16 protein-coding genes are annotated in these 23,347 nt (G+C 62.5%); 6 read left to right on the forward strand and 10 right to left on the reverse strand.

Annotation, left to right across the window (positions count from 1 at the left end):
• Positions 1-93: 93 nt before the first annotated feature.
• The 5 genes from SKZ59_RS27405 to SKZ59_RS27425 all read right to left on the reverse strand — a co-directional run bounded on the left by SKZ59_RS27405 (position 94) and on the right by SKZ59_RS27425 (position 5,621).
• Positions 94-372, reverse strand: a complete 279-nt coding sequence (locus SKZ59_RS27405; RefSeq protein ID WP_034753883.1) for a DUF4404 family protein — start codon at positions 370-372, stop codon at positions 94-96.
• An 11-nt stretch (positions 373-383) separates the two neighbouring features.
• Positions 384-596, reverse strand: coding sequence for a VF530 family DNA-binding protein (locus tag SKZ59_RS27410; RefSeq protein ID WP_034753881.1), 213 nt, complete (start codon positions 594-596; stop codon positions 384-386).
• Between the two features lie 109 nt (positions 597-705).
• Entirely contained in the window at positions 706-2,859 is a 2,154-nt protein-coding gene (locus SKZ59_RS27415; protein WP_319993523.1) for a M3 family metallopeptidase, read from the reverse strand.
• Positions 2,860-3,088: 229 nt separating this feature from the next.
• The gene (locus SKZ59_RS27420) at positions 3,089-5,248 is read right to left on the reverse strand and encodes a M3 family metallopeptidase (protein ID WP_319993524.1); all 2,160 of its coding nucleotides are present in this window, start codon (positions 5,246-5,248) and stop codon (positions 3,089-3,091) included.
• Between the two features lie 154 nt (positions 5,249-5,402).
• Complete coding sequence (locus SKZ59_RS27425) at positions 5,403-5,621, reverse strand: SlyX family protein (RefSeq protein WP_034753936.1); 219 nt, start codon at positions 5,619-5,621, stop codon at positions 5,403-5,405.
• A 160-nt stretch (positions 5,622-5,781) separates the two neighbouring features.
• On the opposite strand from SKZ59_RS27425, the gene SKZ59_RS27430 reads away from it, so the two are divergent.
• Together SKZ59_RS27430 and SKZ59_RS27435 are read left to right on the forward strand one after the other, a co-directional pair.
• On the forward strand, positions 5,782-6,168 hold the full coding sequence (locus SKZ59_RS27430) for a type II toxin-antitoxin system RelE/ParE family toxin (protein WP_219329336.1): 387 nt from the start codon (positions 5,782-5,784) through the stop codon (positions 6,166-6,168).
• Entirely contained in the window at positions 6,165-6,521 is a 357-nt protein-coding gene (locus tag SKZ59_RS27435) for an addiction module antidote protein (RefSeq protein WP_051991466.1), read from the forward strand. Before SKZ59_RS27430 ends, SKZ59_RS27435 begins: the two co-directional genes overlap by 4 nt.
• Before the next feature lie 7 nt (positions 6,522-6,528).
• Here the strand turns inward: SKZ59_RS27435 and SKZ59_RS27440 are convergent, their stop codons facing one another.
• A complete protein-coding gene (locus SKZ59_RS27440; RefSeq protein ID WP_051991465.1) occupies positions 6,529-8,589 on the reverse strand; it encodes a UvrD-helicase domain-containing protein in 2,061 nt (686 codons plus the stop codon).
• 209 nt (positions 8,590-8,798) lie between these two features.
• On the opposite strand from SKZ59_RS27440, the gene SKZ59_RS27445 reads away from it, so the two are divergent.
• Positions 8,799-9,284, forward strand: coding sequence for an SRPBCC family protein (locus tag SKZ59_RS27445; protein ID WP_046683204.1), 486 nt, complete (start codon positions 8,799-8,801; stop codon positions 9,282-9,284).
• A 1-nt stretch (position 9,285) separates the two neighbouring features.
• Here the strand turns inward: SKZ59_RS27445 and SKZ59_RS27450 are convergent, their stop codons facing one another.
• Both SKZ59_RS27450 and SKZ59_RS27455 read right to left on the reverse strand, forming a co-directional pair.
• Complete coding sequence (locus tag SKZ59_RS27450) at positions 9,286-10,407, reverse strand: HD-GYP domain-containing protein (protein ID WP_319993525.1); 1,122 nt, start codon at positions 10,405-10,407, stop codon at positions 9,286-9,288.
• Positions 10,408-10,573: 166 nt separating this feature from the next.
• The gene (locus SKZ59_RS27455) at positions 10,574-12,022 is read right to left on the reverse strand and encodes a dihydrolipoyl dehydrogenase (RefSeq protein ID WP_319993526.1); all 1,449 of its coding nucleotides are present in this window, start codon (positions 12,020-12,022) and stop codon (positions 10,574-10,576) included.
• Between the two features lie 128 nt (positions 12,023-12,150).
• Here SKZ59_RS27455 and SKZ59_RS27460 point away from each other — a divergent pair, with 128 nt between their 5' ends.
• A complete protein-coding gene (locus SKZ59_RS27460; RefSeq protein ID WP_072457418.1) occupies positions 12,151-13,041 on the forward strand; it encodes an ArgP/LysG family DNA-binding transcriptional regulator in 891 nt (296 codons plus the stop codon).
• Here the strand turns inward: SKZ59_RS27460 and SKZ59_RS27465 are convergent, their stop codons facing one another.
• The gene (locus SKZ59_RS27465) at positions 13,042-15,099 is read right to left on the reverse strand and encodes a primosomal protein N' (RefSeq protein WP_319993527.1); all 2,058 of its coding nucleotides are present in this window, start codon (positions 15,097-15,099) and stop codon (positions 13,042-13,044) included.
• A gap of 842 nt (positions 15,100-15,941) precedes the next feature.
• Positions 15,942-17,027, reverse strand: a complete 1,086-nt coding sequence (hemE, locus tag SKZ59_RS27470; protein WP_072457493.1) for a uroporphyrinogen decarboxylase — start codon at positions 17,025-17,027, stop codon at positions 15,942-15,944.
• Between the two features lie 198 nt (positions 17,028-17,225).
• Between hemE and SKZ59_RS27475 the strand changes: the two genes are divergently transcribed.
• Entirely contained in the window at positions 17,226-19,169 is a 1,944-nt protein-coding gene (locus tag SKZ59_RS27475; RefSeq protein ID WP_319993528.1) for a S9 family peptidase, read from the forward strand.
• Positions 19,166-23,335 carry a DEAD/DEAH box helicase gene (locus SKZ59_RS27480; RefSeq protein ID WP_319993529.1) on the forward strand — a complete coding sequence of 1,390 codons (4,170 nt, stop codon included), beginning with the start codon at positions 19,166-19,168 and terminating at the stop codon, positions 23,333-23,335. Before SKZ59_RS27475 ends, SKZ59_RS27480 begins: the two co-directional genes overlap by 4 nt.
• Positions 23,336-23,347 lie beyond the last annotated feature (12 nt).

Genomic DNA, 23,347 nt, shown 5'->3' on the forward strand with positions numbered 1-23,347 from the left:
TTATTTTTCAATTACTTGGGAGGAACGGGGCAGATCCGGCGGGGCAATGCGCCCCAGTGGGGCGCATTGCGATCGCGAAGCGACGGACCCCGATCAAATTCCCATATTTGCCAGAATCTCACCAAGTTCCCGCAACGCCGGCTCCAATTTCGGGTGCTTGACGGCAAACTTGGCCGACAATTCCTGGCTGCGCTCGGCCAGGCCATAGGTGGTCGACTCTTCTTCCTGCTCTTGCGCGGCGCGCTTTTCCATCAGCAACTTGATGTCGACATCGAGTTTTTGCAGCAAACCATGCAGTTCTTCATCGACGGGGCCGCTGGTTTCCAGTGTCGAATGCAGTTGTTGCAGCGATTCCTTGAGTTTGCTATCCATGTTTTTTCCTGTCAGTCAGTAAATTGCGTGTCCAGGAACAATTGTTCCACCTTGCTCCTGGCCCACGGGGTCTTGCGCAAAAACTTCAGGCTCGACTTGATGCTGGGATCGCTGATGAAGCAATTGATATCGATGTGCTTGGCCAGGCCGTCCCAGCCGTAGTGGGCTTGCAGGCGCGTCACGATACCTTCCAGGGTAATGCCATTCAAATCTTGCTGACTCATATACTCTTTCAACTGCCTTCTTGTTTACATCTTACTCAATTCTACGCCGCCGGCACGGAAAGCTTGCGTGCGCCATGTCAACGCAACGCAAGCTTCTGACGAGGACGTCTTACTTCGCGTTCAGGCCGCGGCGTTCCAGCAGCGGTTCCACGGTGGCGTCGCGGCCACGGAAGTCACGGAACAGTTGCAGCGCATCGACGCTGCCGCCGCGCGACAGCAATTTGCTGCGGAACCAGTCACCATTCTTGCGCGTCAGGCCGCCGTTTTCCTTGAACCAGTTAACCGATTCCGCATCCAGTTTTTCCGACCACAGGTAGGCGTAATACGCGGCCGAGTAGCCGCCCGAGAAGCTGTGCGAGAAGTAGCTGGTGCGGTAGCGCGGCGGCACGGGCGCGTAATCGACGCCAGCGTCTTTCAGCGACGCTGCTTCAAAGGCCAGCACGTCGGTCGGGATCTGGCTCGGCGCCAGCTGGTGCCAGCGCTGGTCCAGCAAGGCCGCCGACAGGTATTCCGTCGTCATGAAACCCTGGTTGAATTTCTTCGCCGCCGTCACCTTGTCGAGCAATTCCTGCGGCATGGCCGCGCCGCTCTGGTAGTGCTTGGCATAGTTTTGCAGCACTTCCGGCCAGACGGCCCACATTTCATTGACTTGCGATGGATACTCGACGAAGTCGCTCGGCACGCTGGTGCCGGCAAAGCGCGGATATTTCACGTTCGAAAACATGCCGTGCAGCGCATGGCCGAATTCGTGGAACATGGTCGTCACTTCATCGAACGTCAAGAGCGTCGGCTGGCCGGCCGGCGGCTTCGGAATGTTCAATTGGTTGGCCACCACTGGATGCGTGCCCATCAGCATTGACTGCGACACGTACTCATTCATCCACGCGCCGCCATGCTTGTTGCCGCGTGCATAGAAGTCGGCGATGAACAGGGCCAGCGGCTTGCCGTTGGCGTCCGTCACATCGTAGACGCGCACGTCCGGGTTGTACACCGGTAGATCAGTGCGTTGCTTGAAGCTGATGCCGTACAGTTTATTGGCAGCAAAGAAGACGCCGTTGTTCAGCACGCTGTTCAATTCCAGGTACGGTTTCAGCTCGTTTTCATCGAAATTAAAACGCTGCTTGCGCAGCTTGTCCGTGTAGATGGCCCAGTCGGCCGCTGCTACCTGGAAACCGCCTTTTTCCGCATCGACCACTTGCTGCAGGTCGGCCGCTTCGCGGCGCGCGTTGGCGACGGCCGGTTTCGCCAGTTCCGACAACAGGGTGTTGACGGCCGTGGTCGTCTTGGCCGTCTGGTCTTCCAGCGAGTACGCGGCGTAGTTGGCGTAACCGAGCAAAGTAGCCCGTTCAGCGCGCAGTTTGGCCAGTTTCAATACGATGGCGCGGTTGTCGAACTCGCCGCCCTGACTACCCCGGTTCAGCGACGCATCCATCAGGCGCTGGCGTGTCTTACGATCCGTCAATACGGCCAATGGCGGCTGGCCGCTCGTATTCACGAGGGCGATGACGAACTTGCCATTCAAGCCGCGTTCCTTGGCGGCGGCGGCAGCCGTATCGATATCGCTATCCGTCATGCCGGCCAGCTCGGCGCGCGTGTCGACGACGATGCTCTTGGCATTCGTTTCCTTCAGCACGTTTTGCGCGAAGGCCGTTTCCAGGCCCGCCTGTTCGGCGTTGTAGGCTTTCAATTTTTCCTTGTCCGCATCGGACAGCTTGGCGCCGGCGCGCACGAAGTCCGTGTGATAGCGTTCCAGCAAGCGCAAGGATTCAGCATCGAGACCCAGCTTGTCGCGCTTGGCGTACAGGGTGTCGATGCGGGTAAACAGTTTTGGATTCAGGGTAATCGCATCGCCATGCGCGGCCAGTTTGGGCGACACGTCCACTTCCACCGCTTCCAGCACACTGTTCGTGTTGGTCGACGTCATGTTGCTGAAGATGCTTTGCACGCGGTGCAGCAGCTGCCCCGTGCGCTCGAGGGCCACGATGGTGTTTTCGAACGTGGGCGCCTGGCGGTTGTTGGCGATGGCGTTCACTTCAGCCAGCTGGCGTTTCATGCCTTCGGCAAACGCCGGCGCGTAATGCGCATCCTTGATCAGGCCGAACTGCGGCATCTGGAATGGTAGCGGGCTCGCTTTCAGCAGGGGATTCTGGGCGCTGATGGCAGCGGCAGGCGCGGATTTTGCGGTGGCGGCAGCCATGGCGGACGGAGCGGCGTGGGCCAGCATGACGCTGGCGGCGATGACGAGCAGTTGTGGACGGATCATGACATCTTTCAGAAGGCGCGGGGAAGAGCCGCGATCGCGTCGCGGGCCAGTGGCAGATCATAGCAGCCTGTCACACAGGCGTCATCCAACATGGGCGATCCTGTGGTGCATCGCGCCAACTGCGCGGTTTACCACGGTTTGCGTGGCAATTCGCCAAATAAAAATGGCCGCCCATTACATGGCGGCCACTGATGTTCATCACCGGCCAGGCCGGTGACGGGTACGAGGATTACTTGCCGTTCAGGCCACGGCGTTCCAGCAGCGGCTCGATCTTCGCATCGCGGCCGCGGAAGTTGCGGTAGATGTCGAGCGCATCGGCGCTGCCGCCGCGCGACAGCAGTTTATTGCGGAACCAGTCGCCGTTCTTGCGCGTCAGGCCGCCGTTTTCCTTGAACCACTCGACCGTGTCGGCATCGAGCTTTTCCGACCACAGATAGGCGTAGTAGCCGGCCGAGTAGCCGCCCGCGAACGCGTGCGAGAAATAGGTGGTGCGGTAGCGCGGCGGCGCCGGGGCGAAATCGACGCCCGCATCCGTCAAGGCGGCCTTTTCAAATGCCAGCACGTCGGTCGGGATCTGTGCCGGGGTCAGCTGGTGCCAGCGCTGGTCCAGCAGGGCCGACGCCAGGTATTCCGTGGTTTTATAGCCCTGGTTGAAATTGTCGGCCGCCGTCACTTTCGCCAGCAGCTCGGCGGGAATAGCCGCGCCCGTCTGATAGTGCTTGGCATAGTTTTGCAGCACTTCCGGCCACAGCGCCCACATTTCATTGACTTGCGACGGGTATTCGACGAAGTCGCGCGGCACGCTGGTACCGGCAAAGCGCGGGTATGTCACGTTCGAAAACATGCCGTGCAGCGCATGGCCGAATTCGTGGAACATGGTGTTGACTTCGTCAAACGTCATCAGGGTCGGCTGGCCCGCTTCCGGCTTTGGAATGTTGAGGTTATTCGCGATCACCGGCTTGCGGTTCAGCAAGGTCGATTGGCCCACATAGGCATTCGCCCAGGCGCCGCCGCGCTTGTTGCTGCGCGCGTAAGGATCGAGCGTGAAAATCGCCAGCTGCGTGCCGTCTTCATTGAAGACGTCGTACACCAGCATGTCGGCGTTGTAGACGGGCAAATCGGTGCGCTGCTTGAACGTGAGACCGTACAACTTGCCGGCGGCAAAGAACACGCCCTTGGTCAGCACGCTGTGCATTTCAAAGTACGGTTTCAATTGCGTTTCATCAAAGTTGTAGCGTTCGGCGCGTACCTTGTCGCTATAGAAGGCCCAGTCGGCGGCGCCCACCTTGAAGCCGCCTTTGCCTGCATCGATGACCTTCTGGATATCGTCCGCTTCACGGCGCGCATTGACGACGGCCGGCTTCGCCAGCTCGCCCAGCAGGGCGTTCACGGCGGTGGTGTCGTGCGCCGTCTGGTCTTCCAGCGAATACGCCGCATAGTTCGGGTAGCCCATCAGCGCGGCACGTTCGGCCCGCAGTTTGGCCAGTTCCAGCACTTCCTGGGTGTTGTCGAACTCGCCGCCACGGCTACCGCGCGCTTGCGAAGCGGCCATGATGCGTTCGCGCAAGGCGCGGTTGGTCAGCAGCGACAACGGCGCCTGCCCTGTCGTGTTGACGAGGGCGATCACATATTTGCCGTCCAGGCCGCGCTTCTTGGCCAGGCCGGCGGCCACTTCGATGGCGGCAGGCGACAGGCCGTCCAGTTCTTCGCGCGTGTCGACGACGACGGCCGACGCGTTCAATTCCTTCAGCACATTTTGTGCGAACTTGGTCGACAGGGCAGCGAGCTGGCCGTTGTAGGCGCGCAGCTTTTCCTTGTCAGCCGCCGACAGCTTGGCGCCGGCGCGCACGAAGTCCGTGTGGTAACGCTCCAGCAAGCGTTTCGATTCCGCATCGAGACCCAGCTTGTCGCGCTTGGCGTACAGGGTGTCGATGCGCTTGAAGAGTTTGTCATTGAGCATGATCGCGTCGCTATGGGCCGCCATTTTCGGCGCCAGCTCGCGTTCCAGGCCCTGGATCGTGTCATTCGTATTCGAGCCGGACATCACGGAAAACACAGTACGTACACGGCTCAGCAACTGGCCCGAACGTTCCATGGCCACGATGGTGTTGTCGAACGTGGCTGGTTTCTTGTTGTTCGCAATCGCACTGATTTCCGCCAGATTGGCGGCCATGCCTGCCGTAAAGGCGGGCGCGTAGTCGGCGTCCTGCACCTTGTCGAACGGCGGATAGTTGAATGGCAGGCTGCTCGCTTGCGCAAACGGGTTCGAGGCAGGCAAGGCTACCGCCGCGGTAGCGGTGGTGGTTGGCGCCGCGGTGGCGGCAAAAACAGCGGCGGCTGGCGCCAGCATCAGGCTGGCGGCGATGACGAGCATTGTTGGACGGGTCATGTCTTCTTTCAAGAAACGCAAGAGAGCCGCGATTGTGTCGCGGGCCAGCCTGAAATAATAACAGCCTGAAACACTTGCGTCACCAGCAACTACCGATGGTAGCGCGCCCGCCTTTGATGAACGGTTTTCATGTGTCCCGCGTCACGATGCTGATTTAATAATGCGGCGGGCGTTCGTTGACCAGTCCGCCATTTGCCTGCTGCGCGCCGTCGCGCACGTGTTCGCCCAGCTTGTGCAGCATCGCCTCGAGCTGGTCGATGCGCTTGCCCTGCTGGTACACCATCTGGTTCAGCGATTCGACCAGGTCTTCCTGCTGCGCCAGCTTGATTTCGATATCGACGAAACGTACTTCCATCTGTTCTGCATTGTCCATGGTGCTCACGATCATTTCTCACTGAAAGCGGCATTCTACCGCCGTCACGGCGTGAGCCAGGACAAACAAGCGGCATTCTTCCTGTAGCGGTGCCGATTTCTGCCTATTCTCCCCGTATGGCTGAATCAAACCGCTTGACGAATGAGAACAAACGATTACAATGGACGTATCCACTTTGCCTGACCTGATCGATACGCGCAAGACGGCTGAATACCGGCGCTGGGAAGACTCCCTGCACGACGTGGCTGCCGCAGCCATCGATGCACGCATCAAGCATTTGCAGCACGGAAAAAAGGGCGACTGGCGGCCCGTGGGCGAAGGCGTGTGCGAGCTGCGTTTTTTACAGACGGGGCCCGGCTGGCGCGTGTATTTTCACGAAACCAACCTGGGCACCCTGATCTTGCTGCTGCTCGGTGGCGACAAGTCGAGCCAGCGGCGCGACATCAAGCACGCGCAAGCGATACTGCAAACATTGAAGGCCCAACAGGCGGCCATCCGGAAACAAAAAGCGGTGGCCAGCCCATCGACAGGAGCACGAAAAAAATGAACGACCATACTGACGCTGACGGCTTTGACCTCGACGACCTGGACGCATTAGGCCTGAGCAAATTTGATCCCACACAACACCTGACCAGCAAGGAAGCCGTGGCCGCCTACATGAGCGAAATCGTCGCCACCGGCAACGCCGAACTGTTCCAGTCGGCCATGAACGACGTGGTGCGCGCCTACGGTATGGGCAAGGTGGCGGCCAGGGCCGACATCACGCGCGAAGGCGCATATAAAGCCTTGCGCGAAGGCAGCAAGCCGCGCTTTGAAACCATTTTAAAGATGCTCGATGCGCTGGGCATGCAGCTGGCCATCGTGCCGAAAACCACGCCAGACGGCGCCGTGGAAGCGTGAACGCCGCTTAGCCCTTCGGCGCGGCCAGCAAGGCCTTCATGCGCGCCAACCGCTCCTTGGGCGAAATCACTTCCGCCTCCGTCGGCACGGCGTCGCCCACGTCGAGTTCCATTTCCTTGATGAAGCGCGACGGGTCGCAATGGACTTGCTCGCCGGCCCGCTTGCGCTTCTTGCACCACGTGATGTGCAAGGTGCGCTGGGCCCGCGTGATGCCCACGTACATCAGCCGCCGCTCTTCCTGGATGCGCGCGGCGATGGTTTCGGCCGGCGCGTCAGGGTCGCCCTTGTGCGGCAAGATGCCCTCTTCCACGCCCACCAGAAACACGTGCGGAAACTCGAGACCTTTCGACGCGTGCAGGGTCGACATGCGCACGGCGTCCTGCTCCTCGTCCTTGCCCTCGAGCATCGTCATCAGGGCCACCATCTGCGTCAGTTCCAGCACGTTCTTTTCTTCGCCGTCGCGGTCCTTGCCGCCCCGGCCCCGCTCCTTGAGCCAGTTGACGAATTCCAGCACGTTCTGCCACTTGCTTTGCGCTTGGCGTTCCTCGAAAGCATCGTATAGATACGATTCGTAGTGGATTTCCTTCATCATGTCGTCCAACACTTCGGCCGCGTTATCGCCGCTGCCGGCCGCGCCGGGACGGCTGGCGCGCGATTCGAGGTCATTGATGAAGTTGCAGAAGTCGCGCAGCGGCCCCAGCTGGCGGTCCGTCAGCTTGGCCTCGATGCCGCCTTTGAACACAGCCTGGAACAGCGAGCACTGCCACTGCCCCGAAAACGCGCCCAGCACCTCCAGCGTCGACTGCCCCACGCCACGGCGCGGCGTCGTCACGGCGCGAATGAACGCCGGATCGTCGTCTTCATTCGCCAGCAGGCGCAGATAGCTGATGATGTCCTTGATCTCGGCCTTGTCGAAGAAACTCTGGCCGCCGGAAATCGTGTACGGGATGCGTTCCTTGCGCAAACACTGCTCGATGATGCGCGCCTGGTGGTTGCCGCGGTACAAAATCGCGTAGTCGGAAAATTTGTTCTTGCGCTCGAAATGGTCGGCCGAAATCATGATGGCGACCTGCTCCGCCTCCTGCTCGTCCGTCTGCATGCCCAGCACCTTGATCGGCTCGCCCAGGCCGTGCTCGGACCACAGCGACTTTTCAAACAGTTTCGGGTTGTTGCCGATGACGGCATTGGCCGCGTTCAGCACGCGCATGGTGGAGCGGTAATTCTGCTCGAGCTTAATCACGCGCAGATCGGGGAAATCCGTCTCCAGGGTCTTCAGGTTTTCCACGGTGGCGCCGCGCCACGCATAAATCGCCTGGTCGTCGTCGCCCACGGCCGTAAACATCGGCTTCTTGCCGATGCCCGTCACCATCAGTTTCACCAGTTCGTATTGGCAGGTGTTCGTATCCTGGTATTCATCGACGAGCAGGTAGCGCAGGCGGCGCTGCCACTTGTCGCGCACGGGGCCGTTGTTGCGGAACAGTTCCACCGGCAAGCGGATCAGATCGTCGAAATCGACGGCCTGGTAGGCGGACAAAGTCGCGACATAGCTGCGGTAGATGCGCGCCGCGTTCGCTTCGTCCTCATCCTTGGCTTGCGCCAGCGCCATGTCCGGATCGATCAGGCCATTTTTCCACAGGGACATGGCATTCTGGATGCCGCGAATGACCTGTTTATCGGTGGTAATGGCGAGATCTTGCACGAGAGAAAAACAATCGTCGCTATCCATGATGGAAAAGCGGTCCTTCAAGCCCACGCCATTGGCTTCCTGGCGCAGGATTTTCACGCCCAGCGAGTGGAAGGTCGACACTGTCAACTGCTTGGCCTGGCGCGGCTGTTTCAACAGCTTGGCGATGCGTTCCTGCATTTCCAGCGCCGCCTTGTTGGTGAAGGTCAGCGCGGCGATGGTGCGCGGGTCATAGCCCCGGTCTTCGATCAGATGGGCGATCTTTTGCGTGATCACGCGCGTCTTGCCCGAACCGGCGCCCGCCAGCACGAGGCAAGGGCCGTCGAGGTAGGTAACCGCTTCACTTTGGGGCGCATTCAGACCGAACTGTGGTGCTTTGGACATCAGGGTATTTCCGCAGGGAACAGCAGCCCATTGTAACAGCGTCGCGTGGGCTATTTGCATGGCGGACCCTGCCTGAAAAACAGGCATAGTCATTGATATATCGCCATATGCCGCCATCTTGGCCGATTCAATGCGTGCGGCGATGCCACGCCTGGAGTACCATTCCGCCTATATCGCCCGTGCGCGCCCACTTACAGAATGGCAGTCCCATGAAATTTGAACACCTGATTGAAATCAACGATCCTTTGAACCCGCTGATCGACACCTTGACTCTGGAACAGGTGTGGCGCGGCCTGGTCTTGCGCGCCGAGTCGCCGAAGCTGTTCGTGCCGCACCTCGACGAATGCCAGATCAGCGAACGCAGCGACGCCGGTTTCGCGCGCAGCCTGCGCTATGGCGAGCTGGTCATCAACGACAAGGTGGTGCTGATACCGCAACTGCAGGTGCGCTACGAAGTGCCGGCGCAACAGGATATCAGCGCGTCCTCGCTGGTGATGACCATCGAAATGCCCGACGAAGCGAGCATGTGGGTGCGCTTCCAGTACGACGATGGCCACGACGCGGCCACCGACGCGGCCAATGCCCTGTACGACGACTTCCGCCGCTCGGCCTACAAGGAGTCCGACATCGACACGGTGCGCATCATGCGCGAGCTGGCGCTCGAGGGACGGCTCGATGCTGGTCTGCTGAACTAAATCAAACGCGTGCGCTGCGGCCCCACAGCTGATCGGGGCGAAACTGCAGCCCCGCCTGCTCCGCGCTCAGCACTTCACGAATCGCGTGCAAGTCCACGCGCGTATCGCGCCGCAGCGGCACGTCCAGGCGCGCGCCACGCGGGCCGACCAGCGACTGCACGTGCGGCGTGGTCGCATTCAAGCCCTTGCGCGTGACGACGCCGATTTCCCCATTGAGTAGTTTCACGAAAGTGCCGACAGGATAGATGCCCAGCTCGCGCACCAGCAGCGAGGCCAGCGGCGCATCCAGCGTGGCCTTGTCGGCCATCAGCATTTCACGCAGGGCCACGTTCGGCAGCAGGGGCTGGCGGTAGCTGCGCCTTGACACGCGCGCGCAATAGCGGTCAGCCAGCATGATCAGGCGCGCGCCGATGCCGATCGCCTCGCCTTGCGTGCCCAGCGGATAACCGCTGCCATCGATATTTTCATGGTGCTGCAGCACGGCTTGCAGCCAGACGGCGTCCGTCACGCCAGCCGCGCGCAGCACGTCGACACCGGCTTGCGGATGGGCGCGCAAATAGGCGCGTTCCTGCGCATCCAGCGGCCCCGCCTTGTGCTGGAAATCGGCGTGGCGTTCCAGCATGCCCACATTCATGCTCAGCGCGGCCAGCACCACGCTGCGGATCACGCCGTCATCGAGTTTCAGGGCGCGCGCCAGCAGGGCCGTGATGACGGCCGTGTCGACACTGTGGCGCACGGCAAAGTCGCCCGCGCCCTGGTTGTGCAGGATGCAGGCAAGCGCCACGTCGGCGTCCAGTGCAACGGCCTCTTCCACCAGCTGCGCCAGCGGCGCGAGGGATGCATGGTTGCCCGCCTGCCCGGCGGCAATGGCCGGCAAGACGAGGGCCAGGCCGGCCGTGACGAGGTTGAGCATGCGCAGGGCCGACGGTGCTTCCGTGGCTGTGCGCGGCACGTCGGCGCTGGTATCGGCGATGACGCCGCGCGCCAGCAGCAATGCGATCTGGTTCTCGCTGCTGATGACATGGCCCAGCCTGGCCAGCAAGCTGCCCGTTTCGCCGTGCACGTCCCAAGGCAGGGCCACGCCCAGGGCGAGTTCTCCCGCGTAAATGCGCCGAATTTTCACATCGTCTCCGTGTCATCGCCAGCCGCTACCCTTTTTACCATTGCGGCATGGGCGGCATGTGCCAATTGAAATGTTTTTTGCTTTTAATCAATATTTCAATGTGGCAGCGATGATCGCGCAATCATGTGAGCTTGTCTACAAAATTATGTAAATCATAAAGTTGCATTCAGGGCCCGGGTGTGCAATCGGCGCAGCCGGGCGCATGTTCCGGGTCTTTTTCCAGGTGCAGCGCCAGTTCGCGCAAGGCCGTGCGCACGCCTTCCTCGATGACGGGGTGGTAAAACGGCATGTCGAGCATGGCCGGCACCGTCAGCTGCGCCTGGCATGCCCAGGCCAGCAAATGGCCCAAGTGCTCCGCCCGCGGGCCGATCAGCTCGGCGCCGAGAAAGCGCTTGCTGCCAAATTCCGCATACACGCGCAGCAAGCCCTGGTTTTGCAGCATCACGCGGCTGCGGCCCTGGTTGCCGAACGACACGGCACCGACGGCGAAGCGGCCCGCGTGGCTCACGCACAATTGCTGGTACGTCGCGCCCACGGTGGCGATCTGCGGCTCCGTGAAGGCGATCGTCAAGGGCGTGCGGCGCAAGCCCGGCTTCACATCGGGAAAACGCGCCGCGTTCTCCCCGGCGATGCGGCCCTCGTCGGCCGCCTCGGGCAATAGCGGCAGTTCGTTGTCGGCGTCGCCGGCGATGAAGATGGCGCTCTTGCCGCATTGCATGGTGTGCGGATCGTGCAAGGGAATACCGTGACGGTCGAGCTCGATTTGCGCCGTTTCCAGGCCGATCTTGTCCACGTTCGGCGCGCGGCCGATGGCGGCCAGCACATACTCGAACTGCTCGGTTTTTTCCACGCCGGCGTCATCGCGGCTGGTCAGCACGATACCGCTGCCGTCCGGCGTTTTTGCCATGTGCGCGACCTTGGTCATGAAACGGATATCGAGTTCGCGCGCCAGCACGGCATCCGCCTCGCGCAGCACTAGCGGGTCCGTCAGCTGCGCGACTTTATTGCCACGCGCAAACAGGGTCACGCGCACGCCCAAGCGTGCCAGCGCCTGGCCCAGCTCCAGGCCGATGACGCCGCTGCCGACCACGGCCACCGAGCTGGGCAAATCCGTCCATTCGAACACGGCGTCGCTGGTGATGAGGCGCTCGCCCGCCGCCTGCCACTCGGGCGGCACGATGGGCGTGGAACCGGTGGCGATCACCACGCTGGCGGCCTCGACGATCGTATGCTCATCCACCTGCAGCTTGCCAGGGGCGATGAAGCGCGCATGGCCGCGCAGTTTCTCTTCCTCGGGAATGGCGTTGACGCCATCGAGCACGAAGCCGACAAAGCGGTCGCGCTCGCTGCGCACCCTGGCCATCACTTGCCGGCCATCGATGCGCACGGGGCCCGGATGCACGCCGAAACCGGGCGCGGCAGCCACGGCATGGGCCGCCTCGGCCGCCGCGATCAGGAGTTTGCTGGGCATGCAGCCCACCCTGGCGCAGGTCGTGCCGTACGGTCCGCTTTCTATCATCAGCACGCGCTTGTCCTGCATGCGCGCCGCCCTGTGCGCCGTCATGCCGGCCGTGCCGCTGCCGATCACGGCCACATCCACTTGTATCGTCTTCATGGTGCTATCCATCCACTGAGGTTGCTCACAGCGTTCGATACTACCCGTTTGCCGAAAATAAGGTTTTACTTTGCAGCAATATATGCATTAGTATAACTAATCATTTTCAAAATTTATAAGCTGAGCTAATGGGATCACTCGATTATCGCGCGCTGGCCGTGCTGGACGCCGTGGCCAGCCATGGCAGTTTCGACAAGGCCGCCCTGGCGCTGGGCATCACCCAGTCGGCCGTCTCGCAGCGGATCAAGGCGCTGGAAGACGCCAGTGGGCGATTGCTGATCATCCGTGGCCAGCCAGCCGTGCCGACGGGCCTGGGACAGCGCCTGATCGTGCATCACCGCAACGTCAAGCTGATGGAAGCGTCGCTCGACATCGACCTGGGCAACAGCGTCAGCATGCCGGAAATCGCCATCGCCATCGATGCCGACAGCCTGGCCACGTGGTTCCCCGACACCTTGTCCGCCCTGCTGGCGCCGCCGCGCTGCCAGCTCGACGTGCGCCTGGCTGACAGCGACAGCGCCTTGCAAATGGTGCGCGACGGCTCCGTGTTTGGCTGCGTGGCAGCCGAGTCCGGCACAGCGATCGACGCGGCGGCGGCCACCAGCGTCACGCCGCTGGGCACCTTGCGCTATGTCTGCGTGGCAACACCCGTGTTTGCGGGCCATTGGTTCGGCGATGGTTTTATTGCCGAGGCGGTGCAACTGGCACCGGCCGTCGTAGGCCAGCACAGCTTGCTGGCGCGTTTCCTCGCTGAACAATTGAGCATGCGTGAACCATTCCCCCACCACACCTTGCCGGTGGAAGCGGCGCGCCGCGGCTGCGTCCAGGATAGCCTCGCCTACGGCCTGATGCCGCAGCGCCTGGCCGCGCCAGCGCTGGCGGCGGACCGTCTTGTGGATCTGATGCCGGGCAGCACCCTGGACGTGGCACTGAGCTGGCATGCCTGGACCCTGGACACGCCGTTTACCAAGCTGCTGTCGGAACAGGTCGTCAAGTCGGCGCGCAACTACCTGCAGTAATCAAATATCGAGCGGGTCCACTTCCAGCGACCATTTCACGCGCGTCTTCATGGCGCGCAGCTCGGCTAACCATTCCTTCAAAAATGCCTGCAGCGCGGGCCGCGAGGCGGACTCGAGCAACAGCTGGGCGCGGTCCACGTTGTAGACGCGCGTCATGCTCATGGGAATCGGGTCATTGATGGTCACCTGCGGGTGTTCCATGCACTCTTTCGCCGCCTGCAGGAATTCGATGGCCGTGGCCAGCTCGGGCGCCTCGGCGCGCAGCAGGGCCTGGAACAGGTACGGCGGCAGCGCCGCCTGCGCCCGCTCTTCCAGCAAGGTGGTGGCAAAGTGGTCGTAATCGTGGTTGACGACGGCGTCGTACAGCGGATGGCGCGCATAGCGCGTCTGGATCAGCACCTCGGACACGCTGCCCCCTTCCGTCTGCGCGGCCCGCCCGGCGCGGCCCGCCACCTGCATCAATTGCGCGAACAGCCGTTCGCTGGCCCGGTAATCCTGCGAAAACAGGGCCGTGTCCGGATTCAAGATGCCGACCAGGGTCAGCTTTTTGAAATCGTGGCCCTTGGCCACCATCTGCGTGCCGATCAGAATATCGACTTCGCCCCGGTGCACGGTGTCGAACGCTTCCTGCGCGCTGCCCTTCTTGCGCGTGGAATCGGCGTCGATGCGCAAAATGCGCGCCTCGGGAAACAATTGCTGCAAGCCCTCTTCCACGCGCTGCGTGCCCCGTCCCAGCGGCTGCAGGTCGACGTTGCCGCACGTGGGGCAATGGCGGGGAATGCGCAGTTCCAGGCTGCAATGGTGGCAGCGCAAGCGGTGTTCGGGCTTGTGCAGCACCATGAACGAGGTGCAGCGCGTGCAATTGCTGATCCAGCCGCACGATTCGCAGCAGATGACGGGCGAATAGCCGCGCCGGTTCAGGAACAGCAGCGACTGCTCCCCGCGCTCCATGCGCAGTTTCAAGGCGGCTACCAGATGCGAAGTCAGGCCATCTTTCGGCTTGTCGCGCTCCATGTCCAGGATCTTGACGCGCGGCAACACCGCATTCCTGACGGCCCGTTCGCGCAATTCCAGCTTGCGATAGCGCCCCGTCTGTGCGTGGTGCCAGCTTTCCAGCGAGGGCGTGGCCGAACCGAGCACGATGGGAATTTGCAATTGCCAGGCGCGCCACACGGCCAGGTCGCGCGCCGAATAGCGCAAGCCTTCCTGCTGCTTGTAGGAAGGATCGTGTTCCTCGTCGATGACGATCAGCTTGAGCTTAGGCAACGACGCCAGGATGGCCAGCCGCGTGCCGAGCACGATGCGCGCCTGGCCCTGGTGGGCGGCCAGCCAGTGCAGCATGCGCTCGCCCTCGGACAGGCTGCTGTGCAAGGTAGCCAGCATGACGCCGGGAAAGCGCGCACGGATATTGCCTTCCAGCTGGGGCGTGAGGTTAATTTCCGGCACCAGAATCAGGATTTGCGCATCGTCCTCGCGCGCCAGCACCTGGGCGCAGGCTTGCAGATACACTTCCGTCTTGCCGCTGCCCGTCACGCCGTACAGCAGGGTCGGCTTGAAACCCTGGGCGCCGCCGATGGCATCCGCCGCCTCCTGCTGCGCCGGGTTGAGCGCCGGCATGTTCAGCGGCGTGCCGTCGTGCGCATCGGCCAGCTTGCCCAGCTTCTTGATGGCGCGGTCCAGCGCCACGGTGGTGAGCACGCGCAAATTCTTCGGCAAACCGGGCAGCGCCACTTCGCCGAGCGGACGCTGGTAGTAGTCGGCGGCAAAGGCGGCCAGCGCCAGCCACTGTGCCGACAGCGGCGCCAGCTGGCTGCGCACGGCCAGCACATCCTTCAATTTCGCGGCGGGCACGTCGGTGCTGTCGGAGACGCCGACGATCAGCCCCATCACTTCGCGCCGGCCGAACGGCACCAGCGCCAGCTGTCCCACTTGTGGCAGCGGTGCGGCGGCGTCCGCACCGGCATCGGCCGCCGCGTTCCAGCGGTAGTCGAACAGGGCGTTCAAGGGCGTGTCGAGCGCGATTTTCAGGATGCACGACGTCAAAATGCACTGCGACATGGAAGGTGGGCCTATCTCAATAAAAAAGCGCGCCGCAGGGTCGGTGGCGCACGGGATGTCCGGCATCAAGCCAGCGGGCCATGATACTTGTTTCGCCCATCAAACACCTAACGGCAGGCAGGACAGCGTGTCATCGTGCCTGAAGAAAATTCTGTGGATAACTTTGTGGACAAAGCAAAATTAACTTTCAGAAAAATGTGGACAGAAAATTTCGATCGCCGTCAAGAGCGGCACGCAAGAAAAATTACCCTTTTAAAATCAATGGCTTAAAAATTGATGCCCGGGAAGCCATAAATCCACAGGGCATTTCCGCCGCTGTGCATAACTGAACCATTTGTAATGTATTTATACAGAAATCAGCACCGTTTTGATGCATGCGATCCGCAAAAATACGGGAGGAATGAAGCAAAGTTGACAATTGCCGGGCAAGCGTTCGTTTTTAGCTGACGAGCGGCGAAACATTGTTCAATTATCATGCACTGCAACATGCACTTCAGGTGAAACCTGAACATCGGCGCTAAGTATCGGTTAACAAAATACTTTTCAATTTTATCCACAGAATCTGTTGATAACTTTGTGGACAATGAAGGAATAAGGCAAGCGAACGAAAGAATAACCTTATCAATAGCAACAAAGTCCGCCGAACAATGGATTTTTTATGTCTTAATAATCAATCACTTGCAGAGCATCCCCGGGCATGGCTTTTACGGTGCCTCTTATTTCCGCAGCAAAAAAAATTGTGCATAAGTCGGTATTTCTTGCTAGGGCGCAGCAAAGAAAAAGGCAGGCTTCCGCTGGAAAGCCTGCCTTGTCTTGCCCCTGAACCAGGGGGAAGCGAATACTTACTGGCCGCTGCGCATGGCGCGGCTCATGCTGTGCACGGCTTCCACCATGGCTTCCACGGATTCCGGCGGCGTGAACTGGGAAATACCATGGCCCAGGTTGAATACGTGACCCGTGCCGGCCGATGGCGCGCCAAACGCGTTGAGGACTTTCGCCACTTCGGCGCGGATCTGCTCGGGGCTGGCGAACAGGATGGCCGGGTCGAGATTGCCCTGCAAGCCCACTTTATGACCGACCAGCTGGCGCGCGCGCGTCAGGTTGACGGTCCAGTCCAGGCCCACGGCATCGGCGCCGATGTCGGCGATCTGCTCGATCCACTGGCCGCCGCCCTTGGTAAACACGATGGCGGGAATCTTGACGCCATCCTTGTCGCGTTTCAGCTGCGCCACCACTTGCTGCATGTAGGCCAGCGAGAATTCCTGGTAGGCGCCATCGGCCAGCGCACCGCCCCACGAGTCGAAAATCATCACGGCTTGCGCGCCGGCATCGATTTGCGCATTCAGGTACTGCGCCACGGAAGTGGCGTTGATCGCCAGGATGTGGTGCATCAGGTCCGGGCGGTTGTACAGCATCTTCTTGATGGTGTGGAACTCTTTCGAGCCGCCGCCTTCCACCATGTAGCACGCCAGGGTCCACGGGCTGCCGGAAAAACCGATCAGCGGCACGCGGCCATTGAGTTCCGTGCGGATTTGCGTGACGGCCTTGAAGACATAGTCGAGCGACTCCAGGTCCGGCACTTGCAATGCCTTCACGTCCTGTTCCGTGCGCAGCGGACGCTCGAACTTCGGCCCTTCGCCATCGGCAAAATACAGGCCCAGGCCCATGGCGTCGGGCACCGTCAGGATGTCGGAAAACAGGATGGCCGCATCGAGCGGGAAGCGCTCCAGCGGCTGCAAGGTCACTTCGGTCGCGTAATCGGGATTCTTTGCCAGGCCCAGGAAGGAGCCGGCCCGCTCGCGCGTGGCGCGGTATTCGGGCAGGTAGCGGCCCGCCTGGCGCATCAGCCAGACAGGGGTGTGCTCGGTTGGCTGGCGCAGCAGGGCGCGCAGGAAAGTATCATTCTGGAGCGGAGCAAATTGTGGCATGGCAGGCAATCGAGCTTGGAGAAGCGGTATTATCGCATCCAATCGCTGCCATTTCATTGATTCCGGTGCCGCTTTGCAGCATTTGCCACGCACAGCGATGACTTTCGTTGTGCCAGCCCTTCCATTATGATGATGCACGCCGCCGCGCGCCCTGACCCTGCCTGGCGGCCCTTGATCCCCTCACTACACGGAGCCCGCATGACCTCGACCGCATCCAGCACCCCTTATGGCATCTGGCCATCGCCGATCAGCGCGGCCATCGTCGCCGCCGGCGCCTCGCCGCTGACGCAGCTGGCCTTGGGGGGGGCGGATGGCACCGACGTGTTCTGGCTGGCCGGGCGCGCCAGCGAAGCGGGCCGCAATACCCTGCTGCGCCAGCGCGGCGCGCGTGTCGATGAACTGACGCCGGCGCCGTTCAACGTGCGCACCCGCGTGCATGAATACGGCGGCGGCGCGTATGCCGTGGCCGGCGATACCGTGTATTTCTCGCATTTCGCCGACAATTGCCTGTACCGCGTGAGCGGCGACGGCGCGCCTGAAGCGTTCACCACGGGCGGCAACACGCGCCATGCGGACTTCGTCGTCGATGCGGCCCGTTCCCGCTTGATCGCCGTGCGCGAACAGCATCCGGAAGAAGGTCACGCCCATCCGGAAAACAGCCTGGCGGCCGTCGGTTTCGACGGGCGCGAAACGGTGCTGGCGCGCGGTCACGATTTCTATGCGGCGCCGCGTTTGTCGCCGGACGGCAGCCAGCTGGCCTGGATCAGCTGGGACCACCCGCGCCTGCCGTGGCAAGGCACGGAACTGTGGCTGGCCGACGTGCAGGCGGACGGCAGCCTCGGTTCGCCGCGCCTGATCGCCGGCGGCGCGCGCGAGTCGATTTGCCAGCCGGAATGGTCGCCGAACGGCTTGCTGCACTTCGTTTCCGACAGCAGCGGCTGGTGGAATCTGTACCGCCTGCATGGCGCCAACATCGAGGCGCTGTGCCCGATGGAAGCGGAATTTGCCACGCCGCACTGGACCTTCGGCGGCAGCATGTACGGTTTTCTTTCCGACGACGAGATCGTCTGCACATATATCCAGGCCGGCGTCAGCTACCTGGCGCAATTGAACGTGGCGGCGGCCAAGCTCGAGCCGATACCGCACCCCTACCAGGAAATCCGCGAACTGCGCGTGGGCCCCGGCTTCGTCGCGCTCTTGGGCGGCAGCCCGACCATCGCGCTGGAACTGGCGCGCATCGATTTAGCTAACCATGAGCTGGAAGTACTGGCGCAGTCGATCGCACAATTGCCCGCGCTCGAGTATTTGTCCGTGCCGCGCAGCTTGAGTTTCCCAAGCAGCAATGGCCGCACGGCCTACGCCTTCTTTTATGCGCCCACCAATGGCGACGTGCAGGCGCCGGCGGGAACCTTGCCGCCCGTCATCGTCATCAGCCATGGCGGCCCCACCAGCATGGCCAGCAATACTTTGAAACTGGCGACGCAATACTGGACCAGCCGCGGCATCGGCGTGCTCGACGTCAACTATGGCGGCAGCAGCGGCTTCGGCCGCGAGTACCGCGACGCGCTGCGCGGCCAGTGGGGCATCGTCGACGTGGAAGACTGCATCGCCGGCGCGCGCTACCTGGCAGCCAACGGCCTGGCCGACCCGGAGCGCCTGATCATCCGCGGCGGCAGCGCGGGCGGCTTGACGACCCTGTGCGCATTGACGTTCCACGACGTCTTCAAGGCCGGTGCCAGCTACTATGGCGTATCCGACCTGAAGGGCCTGGACGACGATTCGCACAAATTCGAATCGCGCTACACCGATTACCTGATCGCTTCGCAGCCGCAAGCCGAGGCCCTGTACCGCGAGCGCTCGCCCATCCACCACACGGATAAACTGTCGCGCCCGATGATCTTCTTCCAGGGCCTCGACGACAAGGTCGTGCCGCCGCAGCAGTCGCAGCTGATGGTCGACGCCCTGCAGGCGCGCGGCGTGCCCGTCGCCTATGTGCCGCTCGAAGGCGAGGGGCACGGCTTCCGCAAGGCGGAAAACATCGTGCGCACCCTGGACGCGGAACTGTATTTCTACCAGCGCGTGTTCGGCCTGCCAGTGGCGGCCGGCGAACCGCCCGTCCACATCGCCAATTTGTCCGCATGACAGACCAGCTCTTGCTTGACGAATTTGCCGCCCTGGAGCAGCACGAGCAGATGATCCTGGCCCTGCTGGCGATCACGGGCGAACCGGTGGGCAAGCATGCCGTGTATGAACACTTGCAGCGCGCCAATGTCGTCGAGCCGGACGGCACGCCGTTCGCCCTGCTCACCGTCACGAACATGCTGCAGCATTTGACGCGGCACGCGCTGGCGTCCGAAGTGGTGGGACGGGGCTTTGCCTGCGAAGCGAAATTGCGCTGGCCCGCCATGCGCGCCGCCATCGAACACCTGGTGTTTCGCGACCTGTGCCAGGCCATCGAGCTGATCAACCCCGTGCGCCGCAACTGGGATGGCTATGTGGAATTGCGCAGCTACCGGCAAGGCGTGGCGCGTTTGCGCATCGCCCTGCTGCGCAACGACGAGGTGCGCCACGTGGCCGCCATCCTGGCCGCCTGCATGGCGTGCTATGAAGCGCAGCAGCTGCATCCGCTGATCGAGATTTTCGGCCGCCCGTTCGAGCCGGAAATGCTGTCCTTCGTCATGCCGCAATTGCAGGATGACATCCTCGCCGTGCTGCTGGGCAACGCCCCGCGCGAGCCGGCCACGGCGCACGCCATCCGCACGTATGCGCGCGCCCACCATGCGCGCCAGGCGGCCGCCGGCGACCATATCGGCGCCGCCCTGCCGCTGGCCCTGGCAGAAGACGCCCTGCTGTGCGGCGAACTCGACGCGGCCGCCCGTTACCTGGCGGGCCAGCAGGGGCCGCAGGCGCTGTTTGTCGACAGCAGCATCGCCCTGTTGCGCGGCGAACATGCGCACGCCGTGGCCGGCTTTGAAACGGCCTTGAAAGGGCTGCGCAAGGAGGCGGGCAAGCGCAAGCTGTGCTTCACCGGCATCGGCGGCCATTTGTACGTGCTGGCGCTATTGCGCGGCAACGATGCCAAGCTGCTGAAAAACGCGGAAACCTATCTCGATATCGCGCTGCACGCGCAGCCGAACCACGACAGCATCGTCTACCAGCAACTGAACACCTTGCGCCTCGTGCGCGCCGGCGTGCAGCAGGCGGAAAGCATTTCCACGCGCAGTTGGGAAACGGGACTGCAGGCGCAGCTGTTTCAGGCCTTGCTGTACTACTGGCTGGCGCTACCACAACTGGCCGAACGCAAGGACCAGCTGCGAGCCCTGGTGCAGCAAGCGGACGCCGCCGGCTACGATCTGATCGCGGCGCAGGCGGCCGGCTTGCTGGGCTTGATGGGCGAGCCGCAGCAGGAGCGCTATGCCACGGCCAAGCGGGCGCAACACGGCCTGACGGACATGGCGCCGTGGTTCGAACGCCAGGAAGCGTGGCAGCGCCAGCTGAGCGCCCTGATCAACCTGCAGCAGAACGCCCCCGCTGAGGCCATTGGCGGCGTGTCGCGGCTCGTATGGCTGGTGGCGTTCGATCCGCGCTTTGGTCTCACCGCCGTGGAAGTGCGCGAGCAGAAACGCGATGCGCGCGGCGGCTGGAGCAAGGGCCGCGCCATGGGCCTGAAACGCCTGGCCGAGGAAGCGGGCGACATCGATTTCCTCACGCCGCAAGACGCGCGCGCGGCCGGCAGCATCGCGCCGTTCAAACAATACTATTCATCGGCGCCGCGCTATGAAGTCGAGCTGGACAAGGCCGCCATCTTGCTCGTCGGCCACCCGCTCGTCTTCTGGCTCGACAATCCCGACACGCGCGTGGAACTGATCGCCGGCGCGCCCGAACTGCTGATCAAGTCGCACGAGGGGCAACTGTGGCTGGGCATGCAGCCGCCGCTGCCCGACAGCGGCAGCAATGTCGTGGTGCAGCGCGAGACGCCGACACGCCTGCGCGTCGTGCACATCCTCGACGAACACCGGCGCATCGGCGCCATTGTCGGCCTGGGCCTGTCCGTGCCGCTGCATGCGGAAAAACAGGTGATGCAGGCGATCGGCGCCATCTCGTCCATGGTCACCGTGCAATCGGACATCGGCGGCGGCGCCGGCGACGCGGAAGCGATCACGGCCGACCACCGCCTGCACGTGCATTTGCTGCCCTACCAGCAGGGTCTCAAGATGCAAATTCTCGTGCGGCCATTGCTCGACAACGGCGCCTATTACGCGCCCGGCAGCGGCGCCGAAAGCGTGTTTGCCGATGTGGCAGGCCGTGCCGTGCAAGCGCGGCGCGACCTGAACGCGGAACGCGAAGCGCAGCGCCAGCTGATCGGTAAATGCCTGGTGCTGGAAGAGGCGGAAGAAGAGCATGGCGAGTGGCTGCTGGGCCAGCCTGCCTTGGGCCTGCAATTGCTGGTCGAGCTGCAAGCGCTCGACCCGAATGGCATGGTATTGGCCTGGCCCGAGGGCGAAACCATGCGCGTGTCGAAACGCATCGACAGCGGCCAGATGCGCCTGAATATCAAGAGTGAAAAAGATTGGTTTGCCGCCAGCGGCGAGGTGCAGATCGATGAAGACAAGGTGATGGATTTGCGCGCCCTGCTCGACTTGATGCAGAACAATAAAAGCCGCTTCGTGGCCTTGGGCGACAACCAGTTCCTGGCCCTCAGCGACGAGCTGCACCGGCGACTGTCGGAACTGGCCGCGTATGGTGAGGCGCATGCCGACGGCGTGCACATCCACCCGCTGGCCGCCTTCGCGCTGGAAGAGCTGGCCAACGATGCGGGCGGCGTGAACGCCGACAAATTGTGGCGCGAACACTTGCTGCGCCTGCGCGCCCTCGACGACTATCAACCGCAACTGCCCAGCACACTGCAGGCGGACTTGCGCGACTACCAGCTGGCCGGTTACGAATGGCTGGCGCGCCTCGCGCACTGGGGCGTGGGCGCCTGCCTGGCCGACGACATGGGCCTCGGCAAGACGTTACAGGCGCTGGCCCTGATCCTGGCGCGCGCGCCGAACGGCCCCACCCTCGTCGTCGCCCCCACGTCCGTCTGCATGAACTGGATCAGCGAAGCGCAGCGCTTCGCGCCCACCTTGAACATCAAACTGTTCGGCAGCGGCGACCGCGCCGACATGCTCGATACATTGCAACCGTTCGACGTGGTGGTGGCCAGCTATGGCTTGCTGCAACAGGAAGCGGCCATGTTTGCCGGCGTGCACTGGCATACGATCGTGCTCGACGAAGCGCAGGCGATCAAGAATGGCGCGACCAAGCGCTCGCAAGCCGTGATGGCCCTGCAAGGCGATTTCCGCATGGTGGCCAGCGGCACGCCGCTGGAAAACCACCTGGGCGAATTGTGGAACCTGTTCCGCTTCATCAACCCCGGCTTGCTGGGCACCCTCGACCAGTTCAATTTGCGCTTCGCGGGGCCCATCGAGAAGGATCAGGACAAGCGGGCGGCGGCCGGCGCGCGCTTGCGGCTGCGCCGCCTGATCGCGCCGTTCATCCTGCGCCGGACAAAAACGCAAGTGCTGTCGGAATTGCCGTCGCGCACGGAAATCGTGCTGGAAGTGGAATTGTCGCCGCAGGAAACGGCGCTGTACGAATCGTTGCGCCGCGAAGCGCTGGAAAAGCTGGCCATGGTGGAAGGGCCGGCGTCCAAGAAAGCCATCCAGATCCTGGCCGAGATCATGAAGCTGCGCCGCGCCTGCTGCAATCCGCAACTGGTGGCGCCCGAGCTGGGCCTGGCCAGCAGCAAGCTGGCGGCGTTCGCGCAACTGCTGTCGGGCTTGCTGGAAAACCGCCACAAGGTACTCGTCTTCAGCCAGTTTGTCGACCATCTGACCCTGATCCGCCAGCATCTGGAACAGCATGGCGTGCGCTACCAGTATCTCGACGGCAGTACGCCGATGCAGGAGCGCAAGCGCCGCGTCGACGCCTTCCAGGCGGGCGACGGCGATGTTTTCCTCATCAGCCTGAAGGCGGGCGGCATGGGCATCAATTTGACGGCGGCCGATTACGTGATCCACATGGATCCGTGGTGGAACCCGGCCGTGGAAGACCAGGCCTCGGACCGCGCCCACCGCATGGGGCAATTGCGCCCCGTCACCATCTACCGCCTGGTGGCGAAACATACGATCGAGGAAGGCATCGTCGAATTGCACCAGCACAAGCGCGACCTGGCCGACAGTCTGTTGGAAGGCAGCGATGCGGCCGCGCGCATGTCAGCCAATGACATGCTGGGCATGCTGCAGGAAGGGTTGAAGCGATGAGATTGAAAAAAT

Source organism: Janthinobacterium sp. GMG2 (genome assembly GCF_033949445.1).
GTDB classification, from domain to species: Bacteria; Pseudomonadota; Gammaproteobacteria; order Burkholderiales; family Burkholderiaceae_D; genus Janthinobacterium; species Janthinobacterium aestuarii.

What these genes read in the sequence shown, in the direction of transcription:
- SKZ59_RS27475 (WP_319993528.1), top strand. Translation starts at nt 17,226, where the DNA reads ATGACCTCGACCGCATCCAGCACCCCTTATGGCATCTGGCCATCGCCG.
- SKZ59_RS27430 (WP_219329336.1), top strand. Translation starts at nt 5,782, where the DNA reads ATGGACGTATCCACTTTGCCTGACCTGATCGATACGCGCAAGACGGCT.
- SKZ59_RS27405 (WP_034753883.1), bottom strand. Translation starts at nt 372, where the DNA reads ATGGATAGCAAACTCAAGGAATCGCTGCAACAACTGCATTCGACACTG.
- SKZ59_RS27425 (WP_034753936.1), bottom strand. Translation starts at nt 5,621, where the DNA reads ATGGACAATGCAGAACAGATGGAAGTACGTTTCGTCGATATCGAAATC.
- SKZ59_RS27435 (WP_051991466.1), top strand. Translation starts at nt 6,165, where the DNA reads ATGAACGACCATACTGACGCTGACGGCTTTGACCTCGACGACCTGGAC.
- SKZ59_RS27440 (WP_051991465.1), bottom strand. Translation starts at nt 8,589, where the DNA reads ATGTCCAAAGCACCACAGTTCGGTCTGAATGCGCCCCAAAGTGAAGCG.
- SKZ59_RS27410 (WP_034753881.1), bottom strand. Translation starts at nt 596, where the DNA reads ATGAGTCAGCAAGATTTGAATGGCATTACCCTGGAAGGTATCGTGACG.
- SKZ59_RS27480 (WP_319993529.1), top strand. Translation starts at nt 19,166, where the DNA reads ATGACAGACCAGCTCTTGCTTGACGAATTTGCCGCCCTGGAGCAGCAC.
- SKZ59_RS27455 (WP_319993526.1), bottom strand. Translation starts at nt 12,022, where the DNA reads ATGAAGACGATACAAGTGGATGTGGCCGTGATCGGCAGCGGCACGGCC.
- SKZ59_RS27460 (WP_072457418.1), top strand. Translation starts at nt 12,151, where the DNA reads ATGGGATCACTCGATTATCGCGCGCTGGCCGTGCTGGACGCCGTGGCC.
- hemE (WP_072457493.1), bottom strand. Translation starts at nt 17,027, where the DNA reads ATGCCACAATTTGCTCCGCTCCAGAATGATACTTTCCTGCGCGCCCTG.
- SKZ59_RS27420 (WP_319993524.1), bottom strand. Translation starts at nt 5,248, where the DNA reads ATGACCCGTCCAACAATGCTCGTCATCGCCGCCAGCCTGATGCTGGCG.
- SKZ59_RS27445 (WP_046683204.1), top strand. Translation starts at nt 8,799, where the DNA reads ATGAAATTTGAACACCTGATTGAAATCAACGATCCTTTGAACCCGCTG.
- SKZ59_RS27415 (WP_319993523.1), bottom strand. Translation starts at nt 2,859, where the DNA reads ATGATCCGTCCACAACTGCTCGTCATCGCCGCCAGCGTCATGCTGGCC.
- SKZ59_RS27465 (WP_319993527.1), bottom strand. Translation starts at nt 15,099, where the DNA reads ATGTCGCAGTGCATTTTGACGTCGTGCATCCTGAAAATCGCGCTCGAC.